13 protein-coding genes and 1 pseudogene are annotated in these 12,293 nt (G+C 72.6%); 12 read left to right on the top strand and 2 right to left on the bottom strand.

The window, feature by feature from the left end:
* Nucleotides 1-8: 8 nt before the first annotated feature.
* The 5 genes from NQU54_RS04090 to NQU54_RS04110 all read left to right on the top strand — a co-directional run bounded on the left by NQU54_RS04090 (nucleotide 9) and on the right by NQU54_RS04110 (nucleotide 3,754).
* A complete protein-coding gene (locus NQU54_RS04090; protein WP_257629787.1) occupies nucleotides 9-578 on the top strand; it encodes a TetR/AcrR family transcriptional regulator in 570 nt (189 codons plus the stop codon).
* 102 nt (nucleotides 579-680) lie between these two features.
* Nucleotides 681-1,868, top strand: coding sequence for a GDSL-type esterase/lipase family protein (locus tag NQU54_RS04095; RefSeq protein ID WP_257629788.1), 1,188 nt, complete (start codon nucleotides 681-683; stop codon nucleotides 1,866-1,868).
* Between the two features lie 125 nt (nucleotides 1,869-1,993).
* Nucleotides 1,994-2,335, top strand: a complete 342-nt coding sequence (locus NQU54_RS04100) for a hypothetical protein (protein ID WP_257629789.1) — start codon at nucleotides 1,994-1,996, stop codon at nucleotides 2,333-2,335.
* Between the two features lie 76 nt (nucleotides 2,336-2,411).
* A complete protein-coding gene (locus NQU54_RS04105) occupies nucleotides 2,412-2,876 on the top strand; it encodes a low molecular weight protein-tyrosine-phosphatase (RefSeq protein ID WP_069862450.1) in 465 nt (154 codons plus the stop codon).
* Nucleotides 2,873-3,754, top strand: coding sequence for a fructosamine kinase family protein (locus NQU54_RS04110; protein ID WP_257629790.1), 882 nt, complete (start codon nucleotides 2,873-2,875; stop codon nucleotides 3,752-3,754). Before NQU54_RS04105 ends, NQU54_RS04110 begins: the two co-directional genes overlap by 4 nt.
* A gap of 1 nt (nucleotide 3,755) precedes the next feature.
* On the opposite strand, the gene NQU54_RS04115 is transcribed toward NQU54_RS04110, so the two are convergent.
* Nucleotides 3,756-4,676: a phosphotransferase family protein gene (locus NQU54_RS04115; RefSeq protein WP_257629791.1), complete on the bottom strand. Its 921-nt coding sequence runs from the start codon at nucleotides 4,674-4,676 to the stop codon at nucleotides 3,756-3,758.
* Between the two features lie 266 nt (nucleotides 4,677-4,942).
* Here NQU54_RS04115 and NQU54_RS04120 point away from each other — a divergent pair, with 266 nt between their 5' ends.
* Both NQU54_RS04120 and NQU54_RS04125 read left to right on the top strand, forming a co-directional pair.
* Entirely contained in the window at nucleotides 4,943-5,830 is an 888-nt protein-coding gene (locus NQU54_RS04120) for an endonuclease/exonuclease/phosphatase family protein (protein WP_372505775.1), read from the top strand.
* A gap of 47 nt (nucleotides 5,831-5,877) precedes the next feature.
* Nucleotides 5,878-6,729, top strand: a complete 852-nt coding sequence (locus NQU54_RS04125; protein WP_257629792.1) for an MDR/zinc-dependent alcohol dehydrogenase-like family protein — start codon at nucleotides 5,878-5,880, stop codon at nucleotides 6,727-6,729.
* A gap of 166 nt (nucleotides 6,730-6,895) precedes the next feature.
* Here the strand turns inward: NQU54_RS04125 and NQU54_RS04130 are convergent.
* Nucleotides 6,896-7,156: pseudogene (locus tag NQU54_RS04130) on the bottom strand (type 2 periplasmic-binding domain-containing protein); the annotation flags it as partial.
* 8 nt (nucleotides 7,157-7,164) lie between these two features.
* Here NQU54_RS04130 and otnK point away from each other — a divergent pair.
* From otnK to denD, 5 genes are read left to right on the top strand one after another with little or no spacing between them, the layout of a single operon-like run.
* Nucleotides 7,165-8,346 (top strand): 3-oxo-tetronate kinase, encoded by a 1,182-nt coding sequence (gene otnK / locus NQU54_RS49695; protein WP_257629793.1) that lies wholly within the window; start codon nucleotides 7,165-7,167, stop codon nucleotides 8,344-8,346.
* Nucleotides 8,343-9,020 carry a class II aldolase/adducin family protein gene (locus tag NQU54_RS04140; RefSeq protein WP_257629794.1) on the top strand — a complete coding sequence of 226 codons (678 nt, stop codon included), beginning with the start codon at nucleotides 8,343-8,345 and terminating at the stop codon, nucleotides 9,018-9,020. The genes otnK and NQU54_RS04140 overlap by 4 nt, the downstream gene beginning before the upstream one ends.
* Nucleotides 9,021-9,074: 54 nt before the next feature.
* Entirely contained in the window at nucleotides 9,075-10,382 is a 1,308-nt protein-coding gene (locus NQU54_RS04145; protein ID WP_257629795.1) for an MFS transporter, read from the top strand.
* 34 nt (nucleotides 10,383-10,416) lie between these two features.
* Nucleotides 10,417-11,241 (top strand): 2-oxo-tetronate isomerase, encoded by an 825-nt coding sequence (gene otnI / locus NQU54_RS04150; protein WP_257629796.1) that lies wholly within the window; start codon nucleotides 10,417-10,419, stop codon nucleotides 11,239-11,241.
* Nucleotides 11,238-12,254, top strand: a complete 1,017-nt coding sequence (denD, locus tag NQU54_RS04155) for a D-erythronate dehydrogenase (protein ID WP_257629797.1) — start codon at nucleotides 11,238-11,240, stop codon at nucleotides 12,252-12,254. Before otnI ends, denD begins: the two co-directional genes overlap by 4 nt.
* The last annotated feature ends 39 nt before the right edge of the window (nucleotides 12,255-12,293 follow it).

A 12,293-nucleotide genomic window follows, 5' to 3' on the forward strand; every position in this document is an offset into this window, starting at 1 on the left:
GGACAGCTATGGCACGGGTAGGACTGACCACGGAACGCCTGACCCGGGCGGGGGCGGAGCTGGCCGACGAGGTCGGCTTCGACCAGGTGACCGTCTCGGCGCTGGCCAGGCGGTTCGACGTCAAGGTCGCGAGTCTGTACTCGCATGTGAAGAACTCCCAGGACCTCAAGACCAGGATCGCCCTGCTCGCCCTGGAGGAGCTCGCCGACCTGGCCGCCGACGCCCTGGCCGGGCGGGCCGGAAAGGACGCCCTGGTCGCCTTCGCGAACGTCTACCGCGACTACGCCCGCGAGCATCCCGGCCGCTACACCGCGGCCCGGCTCAGGCTCGACCCGGAGACGGCGGCCGCCAGCGCTGGTGTCAGGCACTCGCAGATGACGCGGGCGATCCTGCGCGGCTATGACCTGGCCGAGCCGGACCAGACGCACGCGGTCCGGCTGCTGGGCAGCGTCTTCCACGGCTACGTCAGCCTCGAGCTGGCGGGCGGGTTCAGCCACAGCGCCCCCGACAGCCAGGAGAGCTGGTCGCGCGCCTTGGACGCCCTCGACGCCCTACTGCGGCACTGGCCCGCCCCCTGACCGGCGGATACGGCGTCGAGCCCGAGGCGGTCGGCCCCGCCGCGCACCGTCGCATGCGCACCATCAGTCCATCCGTACATCCGTGATCAACAGGCTGGAACCATGCACACCACCGAGCACGACTGGATCACCACGCCCATCACCGCGGACATCCTGCGGGGCGCCCTGGACCTGGAGCACACCGCGCACGGCGTACTGCCGCACCGGCTGCCCGCCTGGGCCCGCGCCCAGAACACCGACGGGCAGCTCGCCATGGCGGAGGCCCAGCCCTCCGGCGTACGGCTGGCCTTCCGTACCCGGGCCACCGCCGTCGAACTGGACACACTGCCCACCAAGCGGGTCTACGCGGGCGCCCCGCCCCGCCCGGACGGCGTGTACGACCTGCTCGTCGACGGCCGCCTGGCCGGGCAGTCCACAGTGACCGGCGGCAACACCCTGGCCATCGACCTGGCCACCGGGACCGCCGAGAACCACCCCGGCCCGGCGGGCACCGTCCGCTTCACCGATCTGCCCGACGCCGTCAAGAACGTCGAGATCTGGCTGCCGCACAACGAGACCACCGAGCTCGTCGCCCTGCGCACCGACGCCCCCGTCGAGCCCGTACCGGACCGGGGCCGCACGGTGTGGCTGCACCACGGCAGTTCGATCAGCCATGGCTCCGACGCCGCGAGCCCCACCGCCATCTGGCCCGCGCTCGCGGCCTCCCTCGGCGGCGTGGAGCTGATCAACCTGGGCCTGGGCGGCAGCGCCCTGCTCGATCCGTTCACCGCCCGGACGATGCGGGACATCCCCGCCGACCTGATCAGCATCAAGATCGGCATCAATCTGGTCAACGCCGATCTGATGCGGCTGCGCGCCTTCACCCCGGCGGTGCACGGCTTCCTCGACACGATCCGCGAGGGGCATCCCACCACGCCACTGCTGGTCGTCTCGCCCATCCTGTGCCCCATCCACGAGGACACGCCCGGCCCCGCGGCCTTCGACGTCAGCGCGCTCGGTGCCGGAAAGCTGCGGTTCCAGGCCACCGGCGACCCCGCCGAGCGGGCCGCCGGGAAGCTGACGCTGCGCGTCATCCGGGAGGAGCTGTCGCGGATCGTCAAGCAGCGGGCGGCCGACGACCCCCACCTCCACTACCTCGACGGCCTCGAACTCTACGGCGAGGCCGACGCCGCCGAGCTGCCGCTGCCCGACGAGCTCCACCCGGACGCGGCCACCCACCGCCGTATGGGGGAGCGTTTCGCCGCGCTGGCCTTCACCGCCGATGGTCCGTTCGCGGGCTACGGCGTCTGACCCCGGGCTCCGTCCGGTACAACGAGAGGGTCCGGTCGCTCGACAGGAGGAAGCGGCGCGCCACAGGAGGAGGAAGCCGTGATGGTGGACGCGGAACAGCGGTGCCGCCGCGAGGGGCGGCGGTGATGACGCCCGAGGTGTGGGTGCGGGTGAACAGCGCGGCGTTCGGCGGCCGCATGGTGCGCTCCGACACCATCGAGCAGGTCAGATGGGACCGGAAGACGCCCCAGCATCTGATCCTGACCCTGCACAACGGCGACGAGGTCCATCAGGACGTGCGGGGCGGCGCGCCGATCGACGACATGGACGACGCCGAGGGCGACGACCTCGCCGAGCATCTGGTGAGCGCGATCGCGAGGGCCTCGGACCGGCCCGGTGGCCACATCCTGGATCTGAGGCGCGATGAGGCCACCGGACGCATGGGATGGTTCCGGACACCGCTGGTGGACAAGCCCTGGGCGGAGTGAGCGGGGCGCGGGCCCGGGGGTTCCCGGGCCGCCTGACCGCTGCGGTACCGCGGGGCCAGGCCCTACCCTGGTGGCCGTGCACATCTGCTTTGTCTGCACCGGGAACATCTGCCGGTCGCCGTCCGCCGCGCTGGTCTTCGCCGAGCATCTGCGCCGGGCCGGCCTCGATGGCGCGGTACGGGTCAGCAGCGCCGGTATCGGCCCCTGGCACGCCGGTGAACCCATCGACGAACGGGCCGGGGCGCTGCTGGCCCGGCACGGCTACCCGGTCGGGCATGTCGCGGCCCAGATCGGCGCCGAGCACCGGGACGCCGAGCTGTTCCTGGCGATGGACCGCGGCCATGAGAAGGCGCTGCGGCGTCTGGTGGACGATCCGTCCCACATCAGAATGTTGCGGTCCTTCGACCCGGACGCGACCGGTGACCTGGATGTACCCGACCCGTACTACGGCGGCCCGGAGGGGTTCGACGAGGTGCTGGCCATGATCGAAGCCGCGGTGCCCGGCCTGCTGGGCTGGGTGCGCGAGCGCCTCGGCTCATGAGCGCCCGTCCGGCGGCCGGGACGGGCGAGGACCCCGGTGCCGCGGCGGCCCGGCTCACCGGCCGTCCGGTGACCCGCCGGCGGCCACTGTCCGCGACGCTCACCGAGGTCACCCTGGACGGCGGGCGGACGGTGATGGTCAAACGGGGTGACGGCCCCGGCGCGGTGCGGGCCGAGGCGGCCGGGCTGCGCTGGCTGGCCGCCGCGGACACGGTCCGCGTCCCGGCGGTGCACGGCCACGACCGGCACTGGCTGGTCACCGGCCAGGTGCCGGTCGGCCGGCCGAGCGCCCGGGCGGCGGCCCGGCTCGGCCGCGACCTGGCCGCCCTGCACACCGCCGGCGCGCCCGCGTTCGGTGCCCCGCCGCCCGACGGGCCCACGGACGCGTACATCGGGCTGGCCCCGATGCGCAACGTACCGGGCACCGACTGGCCGCACTGGTACGCCGAACACCGGGTGCTGCCCTATCTGCGCCGCGCCGTCGACGACGGCACGGTGGGCCGCGGCGAGGCCGAGTTGATCGAACGCGCATGTGAGCGGCTGCCGGAGCTGGCCGGACCCGCCGAGCCGCCCGCCCGGCTGCACGGCGATCTGTGGAACGGCAATGTCCTGTGGGGCACCGACGGGCAGACGTGGCTGATCGACCCGGCCGCGCACGGCGGCCACCGGGAGACCGACCTGGCGATGCTCCACCTGTTCGGCTGCCCGCATCTCGACCGGGTGCTGGAGGGCTACCAGGAGGTGGCCCCGCTCGCCGCGGGCTGGGCCGACCGCGTCGGACTGCACCAGCTCTTCCCGCTGCTGGTGCACACCGTGCTGTTCGGCCGCGGCTACGCCGGGCAGGCGCTCACGGTGGCCCGGACGGCCCTGGCCCGGTGAGCTACCGCAGCTCCTCGCGCAGCCCTTCCAGAGCGGTGTGGTCGTCATCCGTGCCGGTGTGCGGGGCGGCGAACCAGTGCGCGTACTCGACGATCTCGGAGAGGCGCCAGTCCAGGGCGAAGAGCTCCACCATCGCCGGGTCGGGGCGCAGCCGGTCGCCCGCCCCGGCCTCGATCAGATCCGCGTAGTCCCGCTCCCGTGGCGCGAGGGCCAGCGACTCCCAGTCGACCAGCTTCAGCCCGCGCGCGCCCACGACCTGGTTGCCGTTGTGCGGCTCGCCATGGGTCGGCACCCACGTCTCCCGGCGGGAGAGGGCGAGGTCCGCGAGTTCGAGGTAGCGGTCCGTCCAGCGGGCGATCGCGGCATCGTGTGCGGCGATCGCGGCCCGCGCCTCCTCCCCCAGCGGTCCTGACGTCCAGGGCCGGGCGGTCCGCGCCCGCAACTCCTCGGCGAACTCCGGGCCGACCCGCGGGGTCCACTGCCGCAGCCCGGGTGGCGGCGCGGCGCGGTGCAGCGCGGCCAGGGCGGCCTCGACCTCACGGACGTGGCGGGGCCCGCGCGCCTCCTCCTCGGTGGGGCTCCGCCCGTCCAGCCACGGCGTCACGCTCAGCGCGCCCGCCCCGACGCCGACGGTGAACCGGCCGGACGACCGGGCGGGCAACGGCGCGCACACCACGCCCACACCGCCTGCGGCCAGCGCCGCCGCCCCCGCGTAGGCGGCCTCCAGCGTCGCCGCGGTGTGCCGCGGCTCCAGCTGGTCCAACGTCACGAACAAGACTGTGCCGCCACCGGCCACCACCCGCCAGTGGTGGGCGCCGAAACCCCAGGGCAGATACGCGACTTCGGCGACATCGGGCAGCCAGTGGGCGGCGACGGCATGCGCGATCGCTTCGTCGCCGATGAAGGAGGGACGGGAGAGCACGAGATCCGATCCTAGGCAGCGAGCGGGCCGCCGTCACCGGAATTTCGCCGCTCACCGCCCAAACCGATTCGCCCGGTGGCTCGTCTTGGAAGGCGAGGTCGAACGGATGGGAAGCCATGGTGGAGCGGGTGGACAGCGGTGCGACGCCGCCGGTGCGGGCGGCAGCGCCTCGGCGGGCGGGGCGCTGGGTGGTGCGGTGGACTCGGGGCGAGGACGCCCGGGGCCGGTCGGCCTGGACGCGGGGGCGGGTGCTCGCCGTACTGGCCATGCTGCTGGCCGGGCTGCTGGCGTTCCACCGGGCGGTGCCCAACTCCGTGGGGCGGCTGGGCAGTTTGCTGGAAGCGTTCCTGCCGTGGCTCGGCCTGGTGGTCGTGGTGCTGCTCGGCCTGGCGCTGCTGCGCCGTTCGGCCATCGCCCTGGTGGCCCTGCTCCTGCCGGTGACGGCCTGGACGTACCTCTTCGGCGGGCTGTTCCTGCCCGGGCCGGAACCGGGCGCCCATGACCTGGTCGTGGTGCAGCACAACGTCAGCGATGAGAACACCGACCCGGCGGGGACGGCCCGCGCCCTGGCCGACGCCGGGCCCGATCTCATCGCGCTGGAGGAACTGGTGCCCACGGCGCTGCCGGTCTACGAGAAGACCCTCGCCCGGGACTACCCGTACCACGCCGTCCGGGGGACCGTCGGGCTCTGGTCGAAGCATCCGCTCACCGATGCCCGGCCGTTGGACATCAAACCCCGGGGGATCACGGAGGCATGGAATCGCGGACTGCGGGCCGCCGTCCACACACCGCGCGGCGAGATCGCGGCGTATGTCGCGCATCTGCCCTCGGTCCGCGTCCGGGCGAGCGGCCTCGCGTCCTCCTGGCGTGACGAGAGCGCCGGCCTGCTGGGCAGGGCCATCGCCGCGGAGAGGCGGGATCCGGTGATCCTGCTGGGCGACCTCAACGGCACGGTCGACGACCGCGGGCTGGCGCCGCTGACGTCTCGGATGAACGTGGCGGAGCGGGGCTTCTCCTTCAGCTTCCCGGCGGGCTTCCCGCTGGCCCGGATCGACCAGGTCATGGCCCGCTCGGCGACCGTCGGCCACATCCGCGCCCTGCCCGCCACCGGCAGCGACCATCTGCCGGTCGCGGCGCGGATCACACTGGACTGACGGGCTACTGGGCGGACGAGGTCCGCTCGGTAGCCGGGGGACCTCCGGTGAGTGTGGCGTTCGACCCGATCGGCGGGAAGCCGGCGGAGCGCCTGCTGGACCTGTTGGCGCCGGGCGGGAAGCTGGTCGGTTACGGGCTGGTCGCCGAGGAGCCGATCTCGGTGCACGCGTCGACGCCGCTGAGCAAGTCGCTGACGCTGCGGGGCGAGAAAGTCGTCGGCCGGTGGCCGACCGAGGCGTCCGCCGAGAGGCGGGCCTCGGACGTGGCCACCGCGAAGCGGCTCGCGCCGGGGCTCACGGACCAGTTCGACGTGGCCGCCACGTATGGCCCCGACGGGCTGACCGACGCCGTGGAGCACGCGGTACGGCCCGGCAAGGTCGGCACCGTCCTCATCCGCCCCTGCCAGCCGCCGCCACCGCCGCGGCCGGGACACCGCACCACGGTCAGGCACCTCCTCGGGAACGGTCCCGGGACCCGCGGGTTAGAAAAGCCGCGCACGAGTTCCCCGACACAGGAGGTCCAACTGATGGGTACCGGTATGCGCTGGAGGACCGCGACGGCCGCGGTGACCACGACTCTGGCGGGCACGCTGGGACTCGGCCTGATGTCACCGGTGGCGCACGCCGCCGGCCACGGGCCCTGCTACGACGGGCGGTGCAAGACCACCGTGTCGAGGCCCACGAGCATCAAGGTCGACAGCCACCGGTTCGGGTTCGGGAAGCTGCGGATCACCCACATCAGCTCCCGGTCCGTGAAGATGTCGGCCACCACGACGGGCGGCGCGCGCCTGAGCGGCAGCACCAGTCCGGGCGGCACCGTCAGGCTCAACAACCTGAGCATTCGGGTGCAGTCGGCCTCCGGACACAAGGCCAAGCTCGTCCTGACACCCGCGTCCTGACGCCCCGTCCGCCCTCATGGCGGACCCGTCGTCGGAGCCCCGGCGCATCCGTTCCGCGCCGGGGCTCCGACGACGAGCGGCGGCAGGCGGGACGCCTCCGCTGCTGTCCGTGCACGGCCCCTGGGCCACCACCGGACAGCCGATCAACTATGTTCGGCGGGGCGCCTCACCGTGGCGCGTCCGCCTCCTCGACGGCCGCGGCGCGCAGCGCCTCGGCGACGCGTGCCGTCGCTTCATCGGGCGGATCGGGGAGCCGGGCGAGGACGAGGCGGCGCTGCTCCCGTGGGCCGCCGCGCACGGGCAGGATGCGTACTCCCTCGGGGGCGGCCGGGGCGAGCGAGGCCCCGACCGTGGTGAGGCCGCAGCCCGCGGCGACCAGGCTGAGCTTGGCCAGCCAGTCACGGGTGGTGTGGACGATCTCGGGCCGAGCCGCCGGTGGACGCGGACGCCGTGGTCATCGCACTCAAGTCGCGGACCGTTCCGGCCGCCGACGCGGTCGACGCGTCGCTGCGGGCCCTCGCCCGGCTGCGCGCCGCGGGCGCCGAGCAGATCTACTTCAAGTACTGCTCCACCTTCGACTCGACACCGGCCGGCAACATCGGACCGGTCACCGAGGCCCTGATGGACGCGCTCGGCACCGGCTTCACGATCGCGACACCTGCGTTCCCCGACAACGGGCGCACGGTCTTCAAGGGCCATCTCTTCGTCGGCGATGTGCTGCTCAGCGAGAGTGGTATGCGCCACCATCCGCTCACCCCGATGACCGACCCCGATCTGGTCTCGGTCCTCGGTGCGCAGACCACACGGGCGGTCGGCCTGATCGACCATACGGTCGTCGGCCGCGACGCCGAGGCGGTCCGGGCCCGGATCGACGAACTGCGCGAGCAGGGGGTCGGAATCGCCATCGCCGACGCCGTCTCCAACGACGATCTGCTGCGCCTCGGCGCGGCGGTCCAGGGGATGCCCCTGGTGACGGCGGGCTCGGGCCTGGCCATCGGCCTGCCCGCGAACTGGGGGTTCACACCGTCCGGGGCCGCCGCGCGGCTGCAACCGCCGAGTGGCCACCAAGCCGTCATCTCCGGATCGGTCTCCGCCGCCACCCATCAGCAGGTCCTGGAGTTCCTGCGCGGTGGCCGGCCCGCGTTCCGCGTGGATCCGCTGCGTGTCGCGGCCGGTGAGGACGTGGCGGGCCAGGCCCTCGCCTTCGCCGAGCCGCGGCTGGCCGACGGGCCTGTCCTCTTCTACTCCACCGAGCCGCCCGAGGCGGTCCGGACCGTCCAGAGCAGACTCGGCGCCGCCGAGGCCGGCGAACTCGTGGAGCGGACCCTGGCCCGCGTGGCCCAGGGCCTGGTGGAGCGCGGTGTCCGGCAACTCGTCGTCGCCGGGGGCGAAACCTCGGGAGCGGTCGTCCGGGCGCTCGGCATCACCGGGCTGCGGATCGGCCCGCAGATCGACCCCGGTGTGCCCTGGTGCGCGGCGGCGCTTCCCGACGGCGACACGCTCCGGCTTCCCGGCGGTGACACGCTCCACATCACGCTGAAGTCCGGCAACTTCGGCGGCCCCGGCTTCTTCACCGACTCGTTCGCCCTGCTCGGCCCCGACCGGGAGACCTCATGACGACCGGGCTCCCCCACACCGCCGTGGACAGGGCGCGCGACGAGATCGTCCGGGTGGGTACGAGCCTGTTCAACAGGGGCTATGTCCACGCCGGCGCCGGGAACATCAGCGCCAGGGTCGGCAACGGCCATCTGATCACCCCCACCGACGCCGCCCTGGGTTTTCTCGATCGCCACCGCCTGGCGCTGGTGGACGCCAACGGCGAGCGGATCGCGGGCGACCGCGCGAGCAAGACCCTGACGCTCCATCGACGCGTCTACGCGGCCGACCCCACGGCCGGGTTCGTCATCCACACCCACTCCACCCATCTGGTCGCGCTCACCCTGGCCGGTGTGTGGAGCCAGGACGATGTGCTCCCGCCCATCACGCCCTACTTCGTGATGAAGGTGGGGCATGTCCCGCTCATCCCCTACCACCGGCCCGGCGACCCGCGCGTGGCCGATCTGGTGACCGCCCGGATCGCCGACCGCCTGGCGAGCCACACCCCGATCCGGGCCGTCCTGCTCGAGCGGCTCGGCCCCGTGGTGTGGGGCCCGGACGCGGCCGCCGCCCTCGCCGTCCTCGAAGAACTCGAGGAAACGGCACGTCTCTGGCTCCTGACCGACCGTCGGCCCGGGCCTCTCACCACCGACGCCATCGGCGAGCTGAGGTCCGCCTTCGGCGCCGCTTGGTGACCTGTCTCCCCCTCCCCGCCGCAGAATCCCCTGAGCCGCACAAAGGATTCCGTCATGCCCATGCCCGCAGTGGCGGCCGAGACCCCCGCGCTCGCCCGTGAGAACGCCGTCTACCGCAAGGTCGTACGCCGCATCGTCCCCTTCCTCATCCTCTGCTACGTGGCGTCCTACCTGGACCGGGTCAACGTGGGCTTCGCGAAGCTCCAGATGTCCGATGACCTCGGGTTCAGCGAGGCGGCGTACGGCCTGGGGGCGGGCCTGTTCTTCATCGGCTACTTCCTGCTGGAGGTCCCCTCGAACCTGATGCTGCAACGCGTCGGGGCCCGCACCTGGATCGCCCGCATCATGATCAGCTGGGGCCTGGTCTCAGCGGCGTTCATGTTCGTCACCAACGAGGCGACGTTCTACGTACTCAGGTTTCTGCTCGGTGCGGCGGAGGCGGGGTTCTACCCGGGTGTGATCCTGTACTGCACCTACTGGTTCCCCTCGCACCGCCGGGCCCGGGTCATCGCGATGTTCATGTCGGCCATCCCGGTGGCGGGCATCTTCGGCAACCCGCTCTCCGGCTGGATCATGGACCATTTCCAGGGTGTGAACGGATGGCGGGGCCGGCAGTGGATGTTCCTGCTGGAGGCGGCGCCCGCGCTTGTCATCGGTGTCATCACGCTCTTCTACCTCGATGACGATGTGCGCGGCGCCAAGTGGCTGACCGATGAGGAGAAGGCCGTGGTCGAGCGGGCGGTCGCCGATGACACCGCGCACCAGACGGTGCGGAGCCGGGTCCGGGACGCCTTCCGTGAGCCCAGGGTGTGGCTGATGTGCCTCATCTACTTCTGCTTCGTGATGGGCCAGTACGCCCTGACCTTCTGGATGCCCTCGTTCGTGAAGTCCACCGGTATCGAGGGCAACTACGCGATCGGCGTGCTCAGCGCCGTGCCGTTCCTGGCCGCGCTCGTCGCCATGAACCTGTTCGGCCGTTCGGCGGACAGACGCCGCGAGCGCCGCTGGCACCTGGTCATACCGAGCCTCATGGGCGCCGTCGGGTTCTCGCTGGCCGCCGTCTGGAACGGATCGACCGCGCTGTCCCTGACCGCGCTGTCCGTCGCCGCGGCCGGGGTGCTGACCTGCGCTCCGCTGTTCTGGTCGCTCCCCACCGCATTCCTGGGCGGCACCGCGGCCGCGGCGGGACTCGCCATCATCAACTCGGTGGGCAACCTCGCCGGTTTCGTCAGTCCCTACATGATCGGCGCGATCAAGGACGCCACCGGTTCGGCGTCGATCCCGATGTACGTCCTGGCGTTCACCCTCGTCGCCGGCGCCGCCGCGGTGCTCACCACCAACAAGCACGTCGTCAACCGCTGACCGGGACGGTCCCGGCCCGAACGCAGGAGCCAGCATGCCGAGGTTCGCCGCGAACCTGTCCATGATGTACACCGAGCACGACTTCCTCGACCGCTTCGCCGCGGCGTCGGCGGACGGCTTCGAGGCCGTGGAGTACCTCTTCCCGTACCCGTACGACGCCACCGAGCTGCGCCGCAGGCTCGACGACCACGGTCTGCGGCAGGTGCTCTTCAACGCGCCTCCCGGCGCCTGGGAGTCCGGAGAGCGCGGGCTCGCGGCGCTGCCCGGACGCGAGGCGGAGCTGCGCTCGGGGATCGACCGGGCGCTGGAGTACGCGGCCGAGCTCAGCTGCCCGCGGGTGCATGTGATGGCCGGGCTGGTGGGACCGGCGGGCGCCACACCGGCGGAGCCGGCCAAGCCGGTTGAGGCAGCCGAGCACCGTGACACCTACCTGGCCAACCTCGCCTGGGCCGCGGAGCGGGCCGCCGCGGCGGGCGCGGACATCCTGATCGAGCCGATCAACGGCCGTGATATGCCGGGCTACTTCCTGAACCGCCAGTCCGAAGCGCACACCGTGGTACGGGAGGTGGCGGCCCCGAACCTCAAGGTGCAGCTCGACCTCTACCACTGCCAGATCGTCGAGGGCGACCTGACCACGACCCTGCGCCGGGACCTGCCCACCGGCCGGGTCGGTCACCTTCAGATCGCGGGCGTACCCGATCGCCATGAGCCCGACCGGGGCGAGCTCAACATCCGTCATCTGTTGGGGGTCATCGACGACCTGGGCTTCGACGGGTGGATCGGCTGTGAGTACATCCCCCGCGCCGGCACGAGCGAGGGCCTCGGCTGGCGCCACGACTACCGAGGAGACAACACATGAGGATCGTCATCACGGGTGGCTTCGGCTTCCTGGGGCAGCGGGTCGCCGACGCGCTGCTCACCACACGGACGTTCCGTGGTGCGCCGATCGACCGGCTGGTGCTCGCCGACCGTGTCGTGCCGTCCGGCTCGGCGGCGGCCGACCCCCTCGTGGACGTCGTACGGGGCGACCTGGCGGACCGGCTCGACGAAGTGTTCGCGGAACCGGTGGATGTGCTGATCCACCTCGCCTCCGCGGTCTCGGCCGAATGCGAGGCCGACTTCGACCTCGGGATGCGCACCAATGTGGACACCACCCGCGCGCTGCTCGAGGCCGCGCGGGCCCAGTCGGCCGCCGGCGGGCCGACGCCACGGGTGGTGTTCTCCAGCAGCGTCGCCGTCTACGGCTCCGATCCCGCGCTGCCGCTGCCGCCGGTCGTCAGCGAGTCCACCCTGCCCACACCGCGGTCGAGCTACGGGATCCAGAAGCTCATCTGCGAGCAGCTGATCGCGGACTACACCCGCCGCGGCTTCCTCGACGGGCGCGTCGCCCGCCTGATGACCGTGTCCGTACGGCCGGGCAAGCCGAACGCGGCGGCCTCCGGCTTTCTGTCCGGCATCATCCGCGAACCGCTCGCGGGCCTCCCCGCCGTCTGTCCGGTCCACCCCGCTCTGAAAGTGGCCCTGGCCTCGCCACGGCGCACCGTCGAGGGCATCCTCCGCGTGGCCGAGGTGGAGCGCGGCGCCGGGCCCGGCCGGATCGACGGCGCGGTCCCGGTCAACCTTCCGGCGCTCACGGTCTCGGTCGCCGACATCCTGAGCACACTGCGGCGGGTGGCCGGAGACGCCGTCGCCGACCTGGTGTCCATCGCGCCCGATCCCGGTGTCGAGGCCATCGTGGGCTCGTGGCCCGCCGCGTTCGACAACGCCCGCGCCGCCGCTCTCGGCCTGGCCCCCGACCCGGACTTCGCATCGGTGGTGCGCGACTACCTCGAAGACCACGCCGACGCGGTCGCGGGCGGTGCGCAGCGCTAGCCGCCGGGGCGGTGCCGATCAGCGGTGCCGATAAACTGA

The sequence above is a fragment of the Streptomyces malaysiensis subsp. samsunensis genome (assembly GCF_024519315.1).
In the GTDB taxonomy this organism is placed as follows: Bacteria; Actinomycetota; Actinomycetes; order Streptomycetales; family Streptomycetaceae; genus Streptomyces; species Streptomyces malaysiensis.

Bases quoted from the DNA above. Each gene is read 5' to 3' on its own strand.
- NQU54_RS04090 (WP_257629787.1), top strand. From the start codon at position 9: ATGGCACGGGTAGGACTGACCACGGAACGCCTGACCCGGGCGGGGGCG.
- NQU54_RS04095 (WP_257629788.1), top strand. From the start codon at position 681: ATGCACACCACCGAGCACGACTGGATCACCACGCCCATCACCGCGGAC.
- NQU54_RS04100 (WP_257629789.1), top strand. From the start codon at position 1,994: ATGACGCCCGAGGTGTGGGTGCGGGTGAACAGCGCGGCGTTCGGCGGC.
- NQU54_RS04110 (WP_257629790.1), top strand. From the start codon at position 2,873: ATGAGCGCCCGTCCGGCGGCCGGGACGGGCGAGGACCCCGGTGCCGCG.
- NQU54_RS04120 (WP_372505775.1), top strand. From the start codon at position 4,943: ATGCTGCTGGCCGGGCTGCTGGCGTTCCACCGGGCGGTGCCCAACTCC.
- NQU54_RS04140 (WP_257629794.1), top strand. From the start codon at position 8,343: ATGACGACCGGGCTCCCCCACACCGCCGTGGACAGGGCGCGCGACGAG.
- NQU54_RS04145 (WP_257629795.1), top strand. From the start codon at position 9,075: ATGCCCATGCCCGCAGTGGCGGCCGAGACCCCCGCGCTCGCCCGTGAG.
- otnI (WP_257629796.1), top strand. From the start codon at position 10,417: ATGCCGAGGTTCGCCGCGAACCTGTCCATGATGTACACCGAGCACGAC.
- denD (WP_257629797.1), top strand. From the start codon at position 11,238: ATGAGGATCGTCATCACGGGTGGCTTCGGCTTCCTGGGGCAGCGGGTC.